The 15940-nt window shown below is 64.8% G+C and carries 17 protein-coding genes; 7 read left to right on the forward strand and 10 right to left on the reverse strand.

From position 1 onward, the window contains the following. Positions 1-70 precede the first annotated feature (70 nt). Complete coding sequence (locus B0T44_RS06585; protein ID WP_077115781.1) at positions 71-856, forward strand: electron transfer flavoprotein subunit beta/FixA family protein; 786 nt, start codon at positions 71-73, stop codon at positions 854-856. Between the two features lie 60 nt (positions 857-916). After that, a complete protein-coding gene (locus B0T44_RS06590) occupies positions 917-1873 on the forward strand; it encodes an electron transfer flavoprotein subunit alpha/FixB family protein (protein WP_077115782.1) in 957 nt (318 codons plus the stop codon). 125 nt (positions 1874-1998) lie between these two features. Here B0T44_RS06590 and B0T44_RS06595 read toward each other — a convergent pair whose 3' ends face one another. Next, positions 1999-2460, reverse strand: coding sequence for a hypothetical protein (locus B0T44_RS06595; RefSeq protein WP_077115783.1), 462 nt, complete (start codon positions 2458-2460; stop codon positions 1999-2001). A gap of 16 nt (positions 2461-2476) precedes the next feature. Continuing rightward, on the reverse strand, positions 2477-3727 hold the full coding sequence (locus tag B0T44_RS06600; protein WP_081511716.1) for an alpha/beta hydrolase: 1251 nt from the start codon (positions 3725-3727) through the stop codon (positions 2477-2479). Between the two features lie 278 nt (positions 3728-4005). On the opposite strand from B0T44_RS06600, the gene B0T44_RS06605 reads away from it, so the two are divergent. Then, positions 4006-4932, forward strand: coding sequence for an aminoglycoside phosphotransferase family protein (locus tag B0T44_RS06605; protein WP_254854166.1), 927 nt, complete (start codon positions 4006-4008; stop codon positions 4930-4932). Between the two features lie 16 nt (positions 4933-4948). Here B0T44_RS06605 and B0T44_RS06610 read toward each other — a convergent pair whose 3' ends face one another. The 3 genes from B0T44_RS06610 to B0T44_RS06620 all read right to left on the reverse strand — a co-directional run bounded on the left by B0T44_RS06610 (position 4949) and on the right by B0T44_RS06620 (position 7731). Continuing rightward, a complete protein-coding gene (locus B0T44_RS06610) occupies positions 4949-5404 on the reverse strand; it encodes a hypothetical protein (RefSeq protein WP_077115786.1) in 456 nt (151 codons plus the stop codon). A gap of 34 nt (positions 5405-5438) precedes the next feature. Beyond that, positions 5439-6392, reverse strand: coding sequence for an alpha/beta hydrolase (locus tag B0T44_RS06615; RefSeq protein WP_139347741.1), 954 nt, complete (start codon positions 6390-6392; stop codon positions 5439-5441). A gap of 739 nt (positions 6393-7131) precedes the next feature. Next, complete coding sequence (locus B0T44_RS06620; protein WP_077115915.1) at positions 7132-7731, reverse strand: TetR/AcrR family transcriptional regulator; 600 nt, start codon at positions 7729-7731, stop codon at positions 7132-7134. Between the two features lie 52 nt (positions 7732-7783). Between B0T44_RS06620 and B0T44_RS06625 the strand changes: the two genes are divergently transcribed. Beyond that, a complete protein-coding gene (locus tag B0T44_RS06625; protein ID WP_077115788.1) occupies positions 7784-8290 on the forward strand; it encodes an HXXEE domain-containing protein in 507 nt (168 codons plus the stop codon). Between the two features lie 276 nt (positions 8291-8566). Here B0T44_RS06625 and B0T44_RS06630 read toward each other — a convergent pair whose 3' ends face one another. From B0T44_RS06630 to B0T44_RS06640, 4 genes are all read right to left on the reverse strand, one after another. After that, positions 8567-9448, reverse strand: a complete 882-nt coding sequence (locus B0T44_RS06630; RefSeq protein ID WP_077115789.1) for a class I SAM-dependent methyltransferase — start codon at positions 9446-9448, stop codon at positions 8567-8569. Between the two features lie 99 nt (positions 9449-9547). Next, positions 9548-9682 (reverse strand): hypothetical protein, encoded by a 135-nt coding sequence (locus B0T44_RS27875; protein ID WP_254893659.1) that lies wholly within the window; start codon positions 9680-9682, stop codon positions 9548-9550. 256 nt (positions 9683-9938) lie between these two features. Beyond that, positions 9939-10352, reverse strand: coding sequence for a hypothetical protein (locus B0T44_RS06635; protein ID WP_077115790.1), 414 nt, complete (start codon positions 10350-10352; stop codon positions 9939-9941). A 103-nt stretch (positions 10353-10455) separates the two neighbouring features. Further along, positions 10456-11310 carry a LysR family transcriptional regulator gene (locus tag B0T44_RS06640; protein WP_077115791.1) on the reverse strand — a complete coding sequence of 285 codons (855 nt, stop codon included), beginning with the start codon at positions 11308-11310 and terminating at the stop codon, positions 10456-10458. 113 nt (positions 11311-11423) lie between these two features. Here B0T44_RS06640 and B0T44_RS06645 point away from each other — a divergent pair, with 113 nt between their 5' ends. From B0T44_RS06645 to B0T44_RS06655, 3 genes are all read left to right on the forward strand, one after another. Then, positions 11424-12728, forward strand: coding sequence for an NAD(P)/FAD-dependent oxidoreductase (locus tag B0T44_RS06645; RefSeq protein ID WP_077115792.1), 1305 nt, complete (start codon positions 11424-11426; stop codon positions 12726-12728). Positions 12729-13076: 348 nt separating this feature from the next. Next, positions 13077-13904: a GNAT family N-acetyltransferase gene (locus tag B0T44_RS06650; RefSeq protein WP_077115793.1), complete on the forward strand. Its 828-nt coding sequence runs from the start codon at positions 13077-13079 to the stop codon at positions 13902-13904. A 5-nt stretch (positions 13905-13909) separates the two neighbouring features. Then, positions 13910-14845, forward strand: coding sequence for a lysophospholipid acyltransferase family protein (locus tag B0T44_RS06655; protein ID WP_077115794.1), 936 nt, complete (start codon positions 13910-13912; stop codon positions 14843-14845). 396 nt (positions 14846-15241) lie between these two features. Here the strand turns inward: B0T44_RS06655 and B0T44_RS06660 are convergent, their stop codons facing one another. Further along, a complete protein-coding gene (locus tag B0T44_RS06660) occupies positions 15242-15907 on the reverse strand; it encodes an endonuclease V (RefSeq protein ID WP_077115916.1) in 666 nt (221 codons plus the stop codon). Between the last annotated feature and the right edge of the window lie 33 nt (positions 15908-15940).

Genomic DNA, 15940 nt, shown 5'->3' on the forward strand with positions numbered 1-15940 from the left:
AGGACGTACGGCCACATATCGTGCGACCGCCATAACCGTGTAAACCAGAACAGGAGGTCGACGAAGACCGATGCCGAACATCGTCGTACTCATCAAGCAGGTTCCCGATACCTGGTCCGAGCGCAAGCTGACCGACGGCGACTACACCCTCGACCGTGAAGCTGCCGACGCGGTGCTGGACGAGATCAACGAGCGCGCCGTCGAAGAAGCGCTGCTGATCAAGGAAGCCCAGGGCGGCGAGGTCACCGTGCTGTCCGCCGGTCCCGACCGCGCCACCGAGGCCATCCGTAAAGCGCTGTCCATGGGCGCCGACAAGGCCATCCACATCAACGATCCGGCCATCCACGGTTCCGATGCCGTGCAGACCGCGTGGGTGCTGGCAGGCGCGCTCGGTCAGGTCGAGGGCGTCGAGCTGGTCATCGCCGGTAACGAGGCCACCGACGGCCGCGCAGGCGCGGTGCCCGCGATCATCGCCGAGTACCTGGGCATCCCCCAGCTGACCCACCTGCGCAAGCTGACCGTCGACGGCGACAAGATCACCGGCGAGCGGGAGACCGACGAGGGCGTGTTCAAGCTGGAGGCCACCCTCCCGGCCATCGTCTCCGTCACGGAGAAGATCAACGAGCCCCGCTTCCCGTCCTTCAAGGGCATCATGGCCGCCAAGAAGAAGGAAGTGCAGACCTTCACCCTGGCCGATCTGGGCATCGATCCGTCGACCGTTGGCGTCGCCAACGCGGGCAGCGCTGTCACCGGGGCCACCCCGAAGCCGCCGCGCACCGCAGGCGAGAAGGTCGCCGACGAAGGGGACGGCGGCACCAAGATCGCCCAGTACCTCGTCGGCCAGAAGATCATCTGATCCGGACCTGCTCGGCCCCGGCCCCGTTCACAGGTCGCAAAACTTCAGGAGAGAAGACAAATGGCAGAAGTACTTGTGCTCATCGAGCACGCCGAAGGTGCGATCAAAAAGGTCAGCACCGAACTGCTCACCGCCGCCCGCACCCTGGGTGAGCCCGCCGCCGTCGTGCTCGGCAGCGCGGGCACCGGCGAGAAGCTGGCCGATGCGCTCGCCGCCGCCGGCGCCGAGAAGATCTACATCGCCGAATCCGACGATGTCGACAATTTCCTGGTGACCCCGAAGGTCGACGTGCTCGCCGGCCTGGTCGAGTCGGCCTCCCCGGCTGCTGTCCTCGTGGCCGCCAGCGCCGAAGGCAAAGAGGTGTCGGGCCGCCTGGCTGCCCGCATCGGCTCCGGCCTGCTGGTCGACGTCATCGACATCAACAGCGACGGCTCGGTGGTGCACTCCATCTTCGGTGGCGCGTTCACTGTCGACGCCAAGGCCACCGGCGATGTTCCGGTGATCTCGGTGCGCCCCGGTTCGATCGAGGCCTCGGCCCAGGGCGGCGCAGGCGAAAAGGTGACCGTCGAGGTTCCGGCGCAGGAAGAGGGCGTCGTGAAGGTGACCTCGCGTGAACCCGCCGTCTCCGGCGACCGCCCAGAACTCACCGAAGCCACCATCGTGGTCTCCGGTGGCCGCGGCGTCGGCTCCGCCGACAAGTTCGGCGTTGTCGAAGAGCTCGCCGACTCCCTCGGTGCGGCCGTCGGCGCCTCCCGCGCCGCCGTCGACTCCGGCTACTACCCCGGCCAGTTCCAGGTCGGTCAGACCGGTAAGACGGTGTCCCCGCAGCTGTACATCGCCCTGGGCATCTCCGGCGCCATCCAGCACCGCGCCGGTATGCAGACCTCCAAGACCATCGTCGCGGTCAACAAGGACGAAGAGGCACCGATCTTCGAGATCGCCGACTACGGCATCGTCGGCGATCTGTTCAACGTTGCCCCGCAGCTGACCGAAGAGGTCAAGAAGCACAAGGGCTGACGCCACGCGGCTGTGGCAGTCCCGGCCGCGAAGGGCTCGTGTGGGCAGCCGACCGGTACTTCCGGTCGGCTGCCCACTTTTCTGCGACTGGGCGATGTTCTGGCGCCGTCGAGGACGAGAGGCCGTTACGGATGCTCGATAGTTCTGGGGAGTGGAGCCCCGCCGGCGGTGTCAGGAGGGAAGGGTGGGGTGGAGCCGGACAGGCTCAGGTGCCCGTCGACGCTCTGCTGAACGGCGAGCCCGTAGTAATCGGGTGTGCGGCAGAACGCGCTCCGGGGCCGCGTGGTGCGGCCTGTTCGGGTACGCCAGCCCAGAGCGGCCCAGGCGCCGACCACGAGATCGATGACGGCGTCGGAGCTTGCGGGGGTGGTCCCGATGAGCCAATAGCTGATGTCGAAGTATAGAGGGCCGGTCCGGCCGTCATCAGAGTCGTCGCAGGGCAGGGTGGTGCCGACGTCGAATGCTGCCGTCGGCACCGCTGCGTTGTGCACGGACAGCGACAGTTCCACGGGAAGCATTCGGAGGGTGTCCAGGAAATAGCGGTACAGCTGCTGGCGCGCGATAGATTCCGAGGCCGCCATCGGCATGGACGAGTCCTTTCTCTCATGTCACCAGATGGCCGTTGCCGGTGATGATGAGCCCGATGTTTTGCAGGGCTTGGTTGCTGGTGTCGAAGTAGGAGCCGTGAGCATCGGGGTTCCAACCAAGTGAAGTCCATGAGCCGCGTTCGGAATCGGCACTGAATACGGTGCCACCGAATTCCGGCCTCGTCGGTGGCGGGCCGTGGACCTTGGGCATGAGCTGGATGGAGTCGTGCCGGGCCATCGTGGAGAAAACATGTTTATCCATGTCTGCCGGATCAACACCGGCGAGACGCAAGTCGGCGGCTCGATCGACGCCCGTGCCGAAGCTACCGACGAAGATGATGTTGTCTGCCTCCAGTGGTTGCCGGGCAGCGTATCCGGCATTGACTGCGCCGTAGGAATAACCGAGCAAGGTGTTGTTCGATGGCGCGCCTTCGTGTGTGGCGCGCAGCCCCTCGTGATAACTGCGCAACGGCTGGGCGCCGTTCTCTGCGGGAACCTTTTCGATGGCGTGGTTGGGTAGATCGGCTCTGTCTCCCATCCATATGGTCACCGCTGTATCGGCCTTTGGGTCCGCTGCGAGCGCGGCTTGCCGTATCTTCCCGGCTTTGTCCGTGATTTTGTCGATGTAGTTGGGGTTGGTCCCGGTGCCTGAGGCATACGTGACCACGTTCTGGGTTTTGTCCGGGTTTCCCACCGAGACCGCGATCACCCGGAAATCTTCGTCCAGCCGAGTCAGAAAGCGGGGCGGGGACCCTTCCGGGGCAGCGAGCGCCTTCTCGATTGTTTTGAAGTCGGCTATGACTCTGTCACGTTGTTCCGGGTCGTCGTACTCTGCAGCACGCGCCTGTGCCATCCATGCCTCGAAATTCTTGCGGTTGTAGTAGTCGCGGTCGGCCTGGGGGATACCGTCGCGGTTACCGATGGACGGATCGGCCCGGTGCAGCGCATCCTTTTCGGCCGTCGACAGACGCGACCACATTGCGTGGAGTTCCCTGGGATCGGTCGGTAACGTCTCGTTGTTCGTCAGCGGCGATCCCTGGGTCCTATCCGCAGGCGAGAGGTTGAACGAGTTCTCGACATCTCGTTTGCTCGAGGCGTCGGCAGCGGTTGCTTCGGTACCCGCGGCTTTCAGGTGACCGCCGAATTTCCGCGTGGTTGTCTCATGGTGGCGACCGAACTTCTGCAAGCTCTCGGCAAGGCTGTCCCGCAGGCGAAACAGATGAGCCTGCAGGATCCACGAGTGAAAGGTACGCAACCTTCCTCCCATTCGCTTTGTACCGCCGTCGTCGGTACACGGGCGGTCTGAACAGCCCGTGTAGGCGACTGTCGCGGGCGCCCTGCCCTCTATGCCCTTGAGGCGGCACTATTCTCGCCTGCAGCGCCCGTCACGTCCATCCGGCACCGCCATCGGTAGTAGCCCAGTTGGCTTGCTGGTCGTCGGCTGGTGCCGGGCCGTCCTCATGCAGCTATCGGTCGGAGGGCGGTGATCCGGACGACAAATGGGTTGCTTCAGCGATCCCGCTTCGCCAGGCTTGTTCGGTGACGATGTCGCTGCCTCCCGATGTGGTCGACAACATTCGGGAGATCTTCGAGGAACGGGGCGAGCGTTGGCTCGCCGATCTGCCCGAAGTGGTCGCCAAGCGGTGCCAGGATTGGGCGTTGGAGTTGATCGGGCAGCCGTTCGGGGGTGGTACTCATTCTTTCGTCGCTCCTGTTCGGCGGGCGGACGGTTCGGTCGCGGTGTTGAAGATTCCCGTGGTGGACGAGGAGAACCTCGGTGAAGCCGCCGGGATGTTCTGCTACCAGGGCGACGGGGCGGTGCAGTTGTACGACTACGACCCTGAGAGCGGGGCGCTGCTGCTGGAATGGGCGCGGCCGGGCACGCCACTGGTGCGGCAGCCCAGAATTCCGTTGGAGGGTAAGCCGGAAAACGCGGGCAAGGTGCAGATCGCGTGCGCGTTGTATCGCAGGCTGCGCCGCCCACCCATCGACATCCCACCCGGATACCCGCCGCTGCCGTTGGTCGCGGATATGGTCGCCGGCTGGGTGGAGCAACTCGACGAACCCGATCTGGCGGCCCCGTTCCCGGCGTCCTTACTGGCTAGAGCACATCGCTGGTGCGCCGAACTCGCCGAGCCGGACGGCCCGCTGCTGATCGTCAATCGAGATACCCATCTGGGCAATATCGTTGCTGCGGAACGGGAACCGTGGCTGCTGATCGATCCCAAGGCATATCTGGGTGAGGCCGCATTCGACGCAGGCTTTCTCATCATGAAACAGGTCGAGAGCAATCCGGACCCCGAGCGGGCGCGGAGATTCGTCGCTGCGACGGCCGCAGAACTCGATATCGAGTGCGAACGCGCGCGTGGCTGGGCGTTCATGCGGGCCGTCGAGGAAGTGATGTGGTCTGTCGAAGACTGCCGTCACGACGATGTGCGGAGATTTCTCGCTGTCGCGCAGGCGCTTTCCTGACCTTTGCCCTGAGCCGTCACGGGTGCTCGATGGTTCTGGGCAGTGGTTCCCCGCCGGTGGCGTCGGACGGAAAGGGTGGGGTGGAACCGAAGAGGCTCAAATGCCCGTCGACGCTTTGTTGGACGGTGAGCCCGTACTGGTCTGGTGTGCGACAGAAGACGGCCCGGGGGCGCCCGCGGTGAGGTGTATGCGTTCGCCAACCCAGGCGGGTCCATGCTGCCGCGACGAGATCGATATCGACGTCGGAGGTCGCGGCGGTTGTCCCGATCAGCCAGTACCCGATATCGAAGTATCTCGGCCCGGCTTCGTCATCGTTATCGTTGCAGGGCAACGTTGTTCCCGGCGAGAATACCGCTTCCGGCATTGCCGGGTCGACCTGGGAAAGGGACAGCCGCGCCGGGAGTGCCCGCAGCGTTTCCACCAGATATCGATGTAACTGTTCGCGCGCGGTGGCTTCCGAATTCTCGAACACGGTGCTGTCCTTTCCGGGCCGGGAAGACCCGCCCTCACGTAACCAGATGCCCGTTGCCGGTGACGATGAGGCCGATGTTGTGCATGGATTGATTGTTGCTGTCGAAGTAGGAGCCGTGGATATCGGGATTCCAGCCCAGCGACGTCCAGGGGCCGCGGATGGTGTCGGAGGTGAACACGGTCACGTCCAGCTCGGTCGGCGGTGGGCCGTGCACCTTGGGCATCAGCTGGATCGAGTCGTGTTGGGCAACGGTGGCGAAGACGTGCCGTTCCATATCGGTCGGGTCGACACCGGCGAGGCGCAGGTCAGCGACGCGTTCCACACCGGTGCCGACACCGCCCACGAAGACGAGGGCGTCCGCCTGCACAGGGTGCATGGCGGCGTAACCGACATTGGTGCAGCCGGAGGAGTAGCCCATGAGGGTGTTGTGTGACGGCGGCCCTTCGTGGGTCGCTCGCAACCCTTCGTGGTGGCTGCGCAGAGGTTGCGCATCGTTGCGGGCAGGCAGACTGTCCCCCACTCGGCTGGGCAACGGCGGCCGATCGCCGTACCAGGTGGTCACGGAGGTGCGGGCGTTCGGATCGACCGCCAGCGCGGCTTGCCGGATTCGCTCCGCCCGGTCCGTGGCATGCCAGATGCCGATCGGGTTGGTGCCGGTACCGGCGACAAGGGTCACCACGTTCTCGGCCGTATCCGGGTTGTCGACCGAAACGGCGACCCGGAAGTCTTGGTCCAACCGGGTCAAATAGTGCCGGGGCGCTCCCTCCGGCGATTTGAGCGCGAAGTCGATCACACCGCAGCGCCGCAACGCATCGGCACGTGCCAGACGAGGTGCGTCATGCATCTTCCGTGCCTGAGCGAACCAAGCGGCGAGATTCCGGCGATTGTAGAAGTCACGGTCGACATGCGGAATACCGGGACGGTTGCCGATGAACGGGTCGGCCCGGTACAACTTGTCCTTTTCGGCGCGCGTCAGTCCCGACCACAAAGCGTGTAGCTCCTTAGGATTTTGCGGCAAGAGGTCCCGGCCCGCGTCTGTCGGGGAGAAGCTGCTCGACCCCTCGGGGAGTTGCAAACCCGATTGAACGGTGTCGGTCGTGCGTGTTGCGCTGTCGCGAGCACCCCCGCTTACTTCCCAGCTGATCTCGGCGTGGCGTGTTCCGGCCCGCTGCAAGCTTTCGGTGAGGCGGTCCCGAATACGCAGTATGTGGGCCTGCAAAATCCACGAATGGAAAGTGCGCATCCTGCCTCCCATCCGGCTGTCACCGATTGCGCGGGATAGGCGTTCGGCCTTCCGTCAGCGGGCATTCAGCTGTCTTCCGATCGCGCCTGTTACTCACATTATCGCGGACCGGCGCGATTCCCTTGCTACCGAAACAATGAGGATTCCAAGGCATCGCCGCTTTTGTCAGGCTGGCCGTTGCCGTCGTCGACGCCGACCAGGTGCAGGCGGGAACGTCCGAGAGATCGCCGCAGAACGGGCGCCGAATGGGTGTTCATGCGCGTGGTCGAGAAAGTGAGGTGGTCTATCGAAGACCGCCGTCACGACGGCGGGCGGAGTTTTCTTGCTGTCGCGCAGGAGTTTTCCCGACCTTCGCCCCGAAGGTACCACTGGTCCGCCGAGTGCGGGCTAGCTAACTCACCCGGTGGGGTGTCGTGACAGCAGCATCCCACCTCTCAGCATCACCGAAGTGACTGCTCAAATGTACCAAATGTGTGCAAGTAGGTCAGTCTGCGTGCGAGCACGGTGTGATCGCATGCAACGACGCGGTCAGCAGTGTTTCCATCGTGTGCCGGTCGGGTTCGCCGAGGATCAGCCAGTGGTAGAGGAGCGGGCCGTAGACAAGGTCTTGAATGTGCTCGGGGGTGATGTCGGCGCGGATACTGCCCTGCTGCTGGCCGCGGTGAATCAGTTCGTGCACCAGTTGTTCCCTGGGGCGCCAGTAGTGCGTGCGGAGTAAATCCGCGAGCTCTGGATGGCGACCGGCTTCGGCGTGCACCGCCAACACCGTGCGGCCGATGGGTGATCGCACCAGCTGGGTCGCGAATTCGGTCGCCAACTCGGTCAGATCGCGCAGTGCGTTACCGGTGTCCGGGTTCCGTAATTGCGGCACGGTCTGCACGAGTGAGTGCACGACCAAGGCGTTCTTATCCGGGAAGCGCGCATACACCGTGGGGCGGCCGACTCCGGCGCGGGTCGCTACGGCGCCGATCGTGAGCTCCGCGTATCCGCGTTCGGCGAGTAGTTCCAGCGTTGCCGACACGATGGCGCTGTCGATCTCGGTGTTGCGGGGTCTGCCGCGGGTAGCTGTCGGACGTTGATCCATCACCATGTTTATATTACATTACGACCTGTAAATAAAATGAGAGGTGGTTGTGATGGGGCCGAAGACGGTGGCGCTGGGTCTGTTCGGTGCCTGGCTTGTCAACGATGCCGAGGAGTGGCTCACTATGGGGCCCTGGTCCAGGAACAGGGCCGAAAGTGGTGTGAAACCAGGTTGGCTGCCGGTCCCGCCGTGGCTGCGCCGAGGAGTGTCGGACGAACACGCACATATCGCTATCGGCCTGGTAGGCGTGGTGATGGCAGCGGCTGCTGCGGACGGGGTGCGCACAGATGGGCGCTCGCCCTTCTTCCAGACCGTCGTCACCGCCTTCGGGCTGCACGGTTTCGCGCATCTGGCACTGTCCGCGGCGGCGCGTGGCTACACGCCGGGGGTTGTCACGGCGCCGACGGTGGTGATTCCGTACTACTGGTGGGCGCGACGGGAACTCGGCCGCGCGGGCATACGCCGAGATGATCGTGGCCTTACGGTCTCAGCCGTGGCCTCGACAGCGGCAGTCCTCGGCATGGCACACGGCGCCGCCGCACTGCTGTCCCGGCGGTGATCAAGGAACGTAGCCGATGATGAGTGAGTTGGGCCAAGAGTAGCCACAGCAGTGGCGGCTAAGAGTGCATGGAAGTGGCCACCTGGCGGGCGGCATGGTCGGTGATCGCGATTCGAAGAACCCGGCTGGTCGCCCCCTGGTTTCAGGGCGGCGGAGTGTGATGCGTCCACCGCAGATTTGTTGAACGGGTGGTTCGGGGCCAGTCAGGTGTAGGCCATCGAGAGCTCAGCGAACCTTCGATAAAGGGGGTTCGCTGAGCCTGCCGGTGTGGTGCGACTACTCGGGCAGCTGGAAGTGCCACACGGTGAGCGCTGGTGTTTCGCGGTTCGCCGCTTGTGTCGCTTCCGGAACCAAGGCGCTCAGCGACCATGGCCACGTCTGCCACGGTCCAGGTTCGGTTGCGGGCGGTGGGGTGGGGCCGTTGTGGAGGACGCGCGGTTCCTTGCATGCTTTCAGTTGAAACCCGCTGGCCAGCGCGGGAGATAGGTAGTCGCCCGCGTAATGGCGGTACGCCGGTAGCCGCCCGGGCCGTCCGCCGATCTCTACCGGTGGGATGGAGCCGCGCAGCACCATCTCGTGATGAATATCGGAGATCACCAGGTGGCCGCCCGGCCGGATGACGCGAGCGAATTCGGCTATCGCCTTGTCGAGACGCGGCAGGTGGGTCAGGGCCAAGGCGCAGACAGCAGCGTCCACCGAATCGTCGTCCAACGGGAGAGCTTCGAGATCGCCTCGGCGAAGATCGGTCTGCGGCAGCCGAATTCGGGCTTTCTCCAGCATCTCCGGCGAGCTGTCGACTCCGATCACTCGGTGTCCTGCTGCGGCCAGGTACGCGGCGTGCCGTCCGGTCCCGCAGGCGGCGTCGAGTACGGTGCCCATAGGCAGCGTGTCGAGGATGTCGTGCACGACAGGCTGCTCGATATCGAACGCTGCGTTGCCCGGCTCATCGTAAGTTCCTGCCCAAGAACGGTATCCGGCAATCGAATCGAGCCGATCAACCGTCACTCCCGCCTCCATCAGGGAATGATCGTCGAGCAGGCGACGAACCTCGTCCAGTCGAGCATCGACAAAATCTCGATCGAACTCCCCATTGAACGCACGCAACAGGGCCACGCCTTCGATACCGATGAGGTGCGCCAAAGGATGCTCGTAGGACATAGCTGGCGATGCTAGGAGCGAGCCGACACCTCGTCTACCAATTTATGCCCGGCCTCGGCTGGAATGCAGGTGGCCTCGTATGCCATCGGCTTGTACCGGTCAGATGACTGCTCCGCCGGTGAGGAGCCCGATCAACCCGATCGCGAGGAACGCCACGACGTACAGCGGCCCCCGGATCGGGTCTCCGACACTCGCACCTTCTTGAAGCCACTGCATGATCTCGATCGATCCCATGTTCACTCCCTCATCACACCGACGGGCACCACTGGCCTGGTTGCAGGGTCTTGCATGCCATGCCGACCGTACAAGCAGAACCCCAATTATGACCTGGGCCAAGGTATTCAGTGTTGGATTTACGTGGCGACTCCGCTGTTGTGACCCGGCCGAGGCGGTGACTGATACGAGCCGAGTTCGCCGGTTGCGGCCACCATGCCCGCGAGTTGACGAGGTTTGGTGTGGGTGGCGGCACGTTCGCCGCCACCGCACGTTGTCAGCTGCCGAAGCTGCCGGTTGCGGGCATATCGGCGGGAACAGCGACCTGGACCAGCTCGGAGAATTCGAACTCGGCGCCGTTATGGCAGCCGCCTCGTGCGCTGATCGTCGTGCCCGGTTCCAGACCTTCCAGCGTCGTCTTGACGGTCTGGCCGGGTTGCGCCAGCGACTCGGGGGCACCGTTGCCGAAGAAGACATGGTCGTTGTTGGGGCCGACGCCCGCTTCGGCCCAGCATTGGCCCCGGTCGTTCGGGTTGTGCAGGGTGGCGGTCACTATTCCCGGTGCGGTGCCGGCGAAGGTGACCTCAGGTGCTTTGAACGGCGTTTGCGCTCCCGCCGGAGTGACGGGACCGAAGGTGACAACCGCAGCGGACACAGCCAGCAGGACAGCGCCATGGATTCGTCTGTTCATACAAGGGCATCGTGCCCTACGAGACCTTGCAACACAACGGTATTCACGACGTTTCTCCAGCTACTTCGCAGTTCTTCGCCAGGTGAACGCAGTGCCCGTCCGGTTACGCGCAGTGCAGGGCTGCGAGCAGGGTGGTCAGGATCGGTGAGCGTCGCGCATCGGTGCGCAACACCGCCGACACCGGGATTCGCAGGCGATGTTCGATCAGCTCCACGGTTGCGATTCCGTCGGTGGGACTGTTCGCGTACAGCACCGTCCACGCGTCGGGATGGTTGATGAGTTCCATGGTGGCTGTGTGGTCGGGTGGGATGGGTGGGCCGAAGATCGGGCCGGGGAAGTCGGCGAATGCAGCGCGGATGACGTTGTGCAACAGAACTTGTTCGGATTCCGGGGGGAGCAGCAGAGGGTAGTCGCCGAGTTCTTTGAGGGTGACGTCGGTGCGGCCGGCCAGGGGGTGGGCGGGGGCGGTGGCGATCATGAGGTCTTCGACCCAGAGTTGTTCCACGGTGAGGCCGGGTTGTTGGACGCTGCCGCGGATGAGGGCCAGATCACAGTCGCCGTCGGCTACGGCGGCGATGCGCTGGCGGAAGGGTTTGATGACGAATTCGATTTCCGCGCCGGGGTGGGCTTCGCGTGCGCCCGCGATCGCGGACAGGGATCGGGTGGCGAAGGACATATTCGCGGCGAGGCGGATGCGGGGACTGGAAGTGCGCACGGCGGCGCGGATAGCGGACTCCAAACTGAGCATTTGCTTGGCCAGCGGCAGTAGCCTGGTGCTGGCGTCGGTGGGGACCACGGAGCGGGTTGTGCGTTCGAACAACTGGACGCCCAGGTCGTGTTCGAGCCGGGCGATCTGATGGCTTATCGCCGACTGTGAGATGAAACAGCGGGACGCGGCCCGGCTGAAGCTGAGCTCCTCGCACACTGCGACGAAGTATGTGAGCTGGCGAAGCTCCACCCCAACCTCCACTCATGAACAATCTCGATAAGAGTCATCTCAATTATGCGCCCTGACCCTTGAAATATCTCCGTTCTGAATGACGGTTTGTCATGACAGAAGGAGGAGTTTTCATGCGTAACACGGCTGTGGTCCAGGCCACAGGAATAGAACATGCCGACGTCGTCATCATCGGATCGGGATTCGGGGGGCTCGCCGCCGCGAAACAGCTGGCCAAAGCGGGGGTGAACTATGTGCTGATCTCGAGCACCCCGGAACACCTGTTCCAGCCGCTGCTGTACCAGGTCGCCACCGGGGTGCTGGCTGCGAACGAGATCGCCCCGCCCATCGCAGGCATCCTGCGCCGCCATGACGAAGCCGATGTCCGGCTCGGCAAGGTCGTCGATATCGACCCCGACGACGCCGTGCTCACCTACGAGACCCCTGGCGGGACCCGACGCATCCGCTACGGTTCGCTGATCGCCGCCACTGGCGCCAGCCAGTCGTACTTCGGCCGCGATGATTTCGCCGAGAAAACCTATTCGCTCAAAACCATCGACGACGCACGGGTGCTGCGCGCGCAGATCGAACACGTCTTCGCCGAAGCCGCGGACGCCGACCAGGAAACCCGGCGGCGGCTGCTCAGCTTCGTCGTGGTCGGTGCGGGCGCGACCGGCGTCGAGGTCGCCGGGCAGCTCACCGAGCTCGCCAAAAGGTATTACCACCAGGAAGTTTCGGTGACGCTCGTGGAAGGTGCCGGCGAGGTGCTGCCGCCGTTCGGTGGTGGGCTGTCGGCGTACGCGAAGAAATCGCTCACCCGCAGCGGGGTGAACGTGCTGGTCGACACCTTTGTCACCGATATCGACAACGGCAAGGTGACAGTGAAAGGCAAGGACGGTACCGAGCAGAACATCGACGCCGAAACCGTGGTCTGGTCGGCCGGTGTGCAGGCGGGCGGATTCGCGAAACTGCTGGCCGAAGCCACCGGATGCGAGACCGACCGCGCCGGTCGGCTGCTCATCAACCCCGACCTCACCGTCGCCGGATACGCCGATATCTACGCCATCGGCGATATGACCTCGCTCAACGGCTACCCCGGGCAGTCGCCGGTCGCCATGCAGGAAGGCCGCCACGCCGCCGACATCATCAGCCGCAAAACCCAGCCGGGCACCCCGTTCATCTACTGGGACAAGGGCAGTATGGCGGTGATCAGCCGGTTCAGTGCCGTCACCAAACTCAACGACCGCATCACCTTCCGCGGTGTGATCGCCTGGTTCGTGTGGTTGGCGGTGCACCTGTTCTACCTGGTCGGCTTCCGAAACCGGTTCGCGGCGGTGGTGTCGTGGCTGGTGGCGTTCATCGGGACGGGGCGGCCCGGGTTCGCGGAGGTGGAGCGGGAAACCGACCGGCCACGGGAGCGGGAACGCGTCGCAGCCTGAGCCGCAGACGACACGCAGCGAAGAGCGCGGGCGGATCTGTCACCAGGTTCGAGCCGCCCGCGCACCGGCTGCGGTTCGGCTCGGTTATCGGCCTTCCCGGCGGCCGGTGTTGCCGCTCGAGCGCAGCGGGAACAGTGGCGGCGCATACCATGACGTCGCGGTCGGGTGTCGTTCGAGCACGTAGGTTCGCCAATTGGCGCAGGTCGTCAGCTCCCGGACACCGAACCGAACGAGCGGCGACGCATCGGTGAACACCCGGATGTGATCGGCGTCTCGTTCACGGAACCGGCATCACCGCGACACCCGGCGGACGCTCCGGCGCAGTGTCGGGCTGGCTTCCTTACAGATATGAGCATTACGTCTGTGCTGACAGCCCCGGCTCGACCGACGGACACGGGCGCGCACAAGTCCAGATATGCGTTGATCGTTTCCTCTGACCTCGAACATCGCACGGCGGCACAGCGTTTGCGTTACGACGTGTTCGCCGCCGAACCCGGTTTCCGGATCCCCGACAACGGCACCGGCCTCGACGCCGACCGCTTCGACGAACACTGCGACCACCTGCTGGTCCGCGACGAAACCACTGAACAGTTCGTCGGCTGCTACCGGATGCTGCCACCGGACAAAGTCGGTGCGACGGGCGGTTACTACACCGCCACCGAATTCGATCTGACTCGCCTCGACCCCACAGGTCACCGCATTGTGGAGATGGGACGGGCCTGCGTGGTGCCCGAACACCGCAACGGGTCGGTGCTCACCCTGATGTGGGCGGGAATCCTGCACTACATCCAGCTCACCGGCTACGACTGGGTGATGGGATGCGTGTCGGTGCCCATGCAGAACAGTCCCGCCGAGCCGGCCGGAGTGAACGTGCGCGGGGTGCGCGATCTGCTGCTGGCACGGCACGCCTGCGATCCGCAACGCCGGGTGCGGCCGTATCGGCCCGTCGTCGTCGACGGCACGCCCCTGGACGAGCTACCTGCTCCCGCCCGCCCCGCACTGCCGCCGCTGCTGCGCGGCTACCTGCGGCTGGGCGCGGAAATCTGCGGTGAACCCGCGCACGACCCCGACTTCGCCGTCGCCGACTTCGTCGCGCTGCTCGGTCTCGCCACCATCAACACTCGCTACCTGGACCGGTTACGCGGCGCTGCCGCGAGTTTCGACAGCGGACGGTGAGAGATATGACACACCAATGGGTTCCGTCCAGCCCGTGTGGGATCAGCTGTGTGCAGCAGGCCGCGGAAGCCGGCATCGTCCGGTTGGTCGTACGGATTCTGGGGTTGACCGTGCTTCTCGCCGCTTACCCGTTCGCGCATGTGCTCACCCCGGCGAAGCGCCGCCAGCACGTGCAGCGCCGCTTCGCCCACATGGTGCTGCGCTGCTGCGGTTTGCGGCTTCGCGTGGTCGATCTGCGGGACGGTACGGCTGCAGGTACGCGTGGCGCGGATACAGGCTTTCCGGACGACCGCGCCGAGAAGAGCGCACCGAATGCCCGCTATGCGGAACCAGGGAACGGAACGCTCGTGGTCGCCGGGCATATCGGCTGGACCGATATCGTCGCGCTCGCCGCAGTCCAACCCCTCGGTTTCGTCGCCCGCGCGGACCTGATCGATTGGCCGATCCTTGGCACCCTCGCCCGATTGCTGCGGGTGGTACCCCTCAACCGCGAAAACTTGCGCGACCTGCCCCGCGTAGTCGACCAGGTAGCCGCCCGCCTGGCGTCCGGCGAACGCATCGGCGTCTTCCCCGAAGGCACCACCTGGTGCGGCCGCGCCTACGGCCGCCTGCGCCCCGCCTTCTTCCAAGCCGCCATCGACAGCGCCATACCGGTCCAGCCGGTCCGCTTGCGCTACCTGGACCGCAACGGAAACTGCTCCACCATCCCCGGTTTCGTCGGCGACGACACCTTCACCGGCTCCGCCCTACGGGTCCTGCGCTCCCGCGGTATCACCGCTGAGGTGACCCTGGCCCCCGTCGAACAACCCGGCAGCAACCGCCGCGATCTCGCCCTGCGCTGCGAACGTTCGGTTCGGGCAACAGATCTTTCTGCCGACGCGCACGCCGTCCTCGCAGCAGCGACAGAACACCTGAACCATGGTGTGGTTCAACACCGTTGATCCGGAGACTGAAATTTCCGCCAGGGCAGTAACTGTCAGCGTGCGGTAGTAGCTGGTCGACTCGGTCGTCTCACCCCGGGGACCGGCATAGGCCGACCGCTATCAAGCTTGCACAGTGGAGGTTCGGTCGCGAGCGAGGATAGTTTGCGGCATTTTTTCCGACGACGAGATCCCCGCCGACGCCTATGAAGTACCGGGCTTGCGGGAGCTCTTCGCCTATTGCGCCGAGAAGCTCCGCAACCGATTGACGTCGAGTGCGCAGCGCTTGCATCTGTTTGTGTCAGCTGTTCGACGCAGCGATGGCGGTCCTGTTCGCTTTCGTGCTCGTCAGGACGCCTATCAGCTCAGATGTAGCGCGTCGCTGGAGGTAACAGCGGTCTTGCTATCGAGAATCGCCTATCGGCCCTGTGCTGTTCGGCCGAGGTGGTCGGCGGTGCGGGTCGTTTCCGGCAACCGATACTTCGGGGTCAACCGCAGCACGAGCTCGCAGGCCGCGTCGAGGGTGAAGCGATGGCCGATGGAGACGAATACCGGTTTCACGTGGGGGCGGGTGCGTAGGGCCCGGCCGACGGTATCGCCGTCGAGTTCGACCGGGGTCCAGGCCCCGCGCTGGTCGGCGGGCTGCTCGTAGTGGCCTATGGCGGTTTTGCCGACGCCGATGCTGGGTGTATCGGTGAGCACGCCCAGATGGCAGGCAAGCCCGAAGCGGCGGGGGTGGGCGAGGCCGTGGCCATCGCAGATCAGTACATCCGGGGTCACGGTGAGTTCGGTCAGGGCCCGCAGTAGTGACGGCGCTTCCCGGAAAGCGAACAGGCCGGGGATATAAGGGAATTCGGCCTTGCCGTACACGATCGCGCGATCCACGACATCCAATCCCGCCATATCCACGACGGTCACGACCGCGACCAGCTCATCGTCTTCGCGGTACGCCACATCCAGCCCGGCCGCCGTCCGCACCTGCGCCGGTGCACCGTCGAACCGCACGAGTGGGCGTAACCGCTGCTGGATCGCCACCCCCTCGGCCTCGGTGGACGGCCACGAATGCAGCTCCCGTACATGCATCACGTTCACCGATCGTAGGCCGGGCCCGCGACA

The sequence above is a fragment of the Nocardia donostiensis genome (assembly GCF_002081715.1).
Classification (GTDB): Bacteria; Actinomycetota; Actinomycetes; order Mycobacteriales; family Mycobacteriaceae; genus Nocardia; species Nocardia donostiensis.

What these genes read in the sequence shown, in the direction of transcription:
- B0T44_RS06585 (WP_077115781.1), top strand. Translation starts at nt 71, where the DNA reads ATGCCGAACATCGTCGTACTCATCAAGCAGGTTCCCGATACCTGGTCC.
- B0T44_RS06590 (WP_077115782.1), top strand. Translation starts at nt 917, where the DNA reads ATGGCAGAAGTACTTGTGCTCATCGAGCACGCCGAAGGTGCGATCAAA.
- B0T44_RS06595 (WP_077115783.1), bottom strand. Translation starts at nt 2,460, where the DNA reads ATGCCGATGGCGGCCTCGGAATCTATCGCGCGCCAGCAGCTGTACCGC.
- B0T44_RS06600 (WP_081511716.1), bottom strand. Translation starts at nt 3,727, where the DNA reads ATGGGAGGAAGGTTGCGTACCTTTCACTCGTGGATCCTGCAGGCTCAT.
- B0T44_RS06605 (WP_254854166.1), top strand. Translation starts at nt 4,006, where the DNA reads ATGTCGCTGCCTCCCGATGTGGTCGACAACATTCGGGAGATCTTCGAG.
- B0T44_RS06620 (WP_077115915.1), bottom strand. Translation starts at nt 7,731, where the DNA reads ATGGATCAACGTCCGACAGCTACCCGCGGCAGACCCCGCAACACCGAG.
- B0T44_RS06625 (WP_077115788.1), top strand. Translation starts at nt 7,784, where the DNA reads ATGGGGCCGAAGACGGTGGCGCTGGGTCTGTTCGGTGCCTGGCTTGTC.
- B0T44_RS06630 (WP_077115789.1), bottom strand. Translation starts at nt 9,448, where the DNA reads ATGTCCTACGAGCATCCTTTGGCGCACCTCATCGGTATCGAAGGCGTG.
- B0T44_RS27875 (WP_254893659.1), bottom strand. Translation starts at nt 9,682, where the DNA reads ATGGGATCGATCGAGATCATGCAGTGGCTTCAAGAAGGTGCGAGTGTC.
- B0T44_RS06635 (WP_077115790.1), bottom strand. Translation starts at nt 10,352, where the DNA reads ATGAACAGACGAATCCATGGCGCTGTCCTGCTGGCTGTGTCCGCTGCG.
- B0T44_RS06645 (WP_077115792.1), top strand. Translation starts at nt 11,424, where the DNA reads ATGCGTAACACGGCTGTGGTCCAGGCCACAGGAATAGAACATGCCGAC.
- B0T44_RS06650 (WP_077115793.1), top strand. Translation starts at nt 13,077, where the DNA reads ATGAGCATTACGTCTGTGCTGACAGCCCCGGCTCGACCGACGGACACG.
- B0T44_RS06655 (WP_077115794.1), top strand. Translation starts at nt 13,910, where the DNA reads ATGACACACCAATGGGTTCCGTCCAGCCCGTGTGGGATCAGCTGTGTG.
- B0T44_RS06660 (WP_077115916.1), bottom strand. Translation starts at nt 15,907, where the DNA reads ATGCATGTACGGGAGCTGCATTCGTGGCCGTCCACCGAGGCCGAGGGG.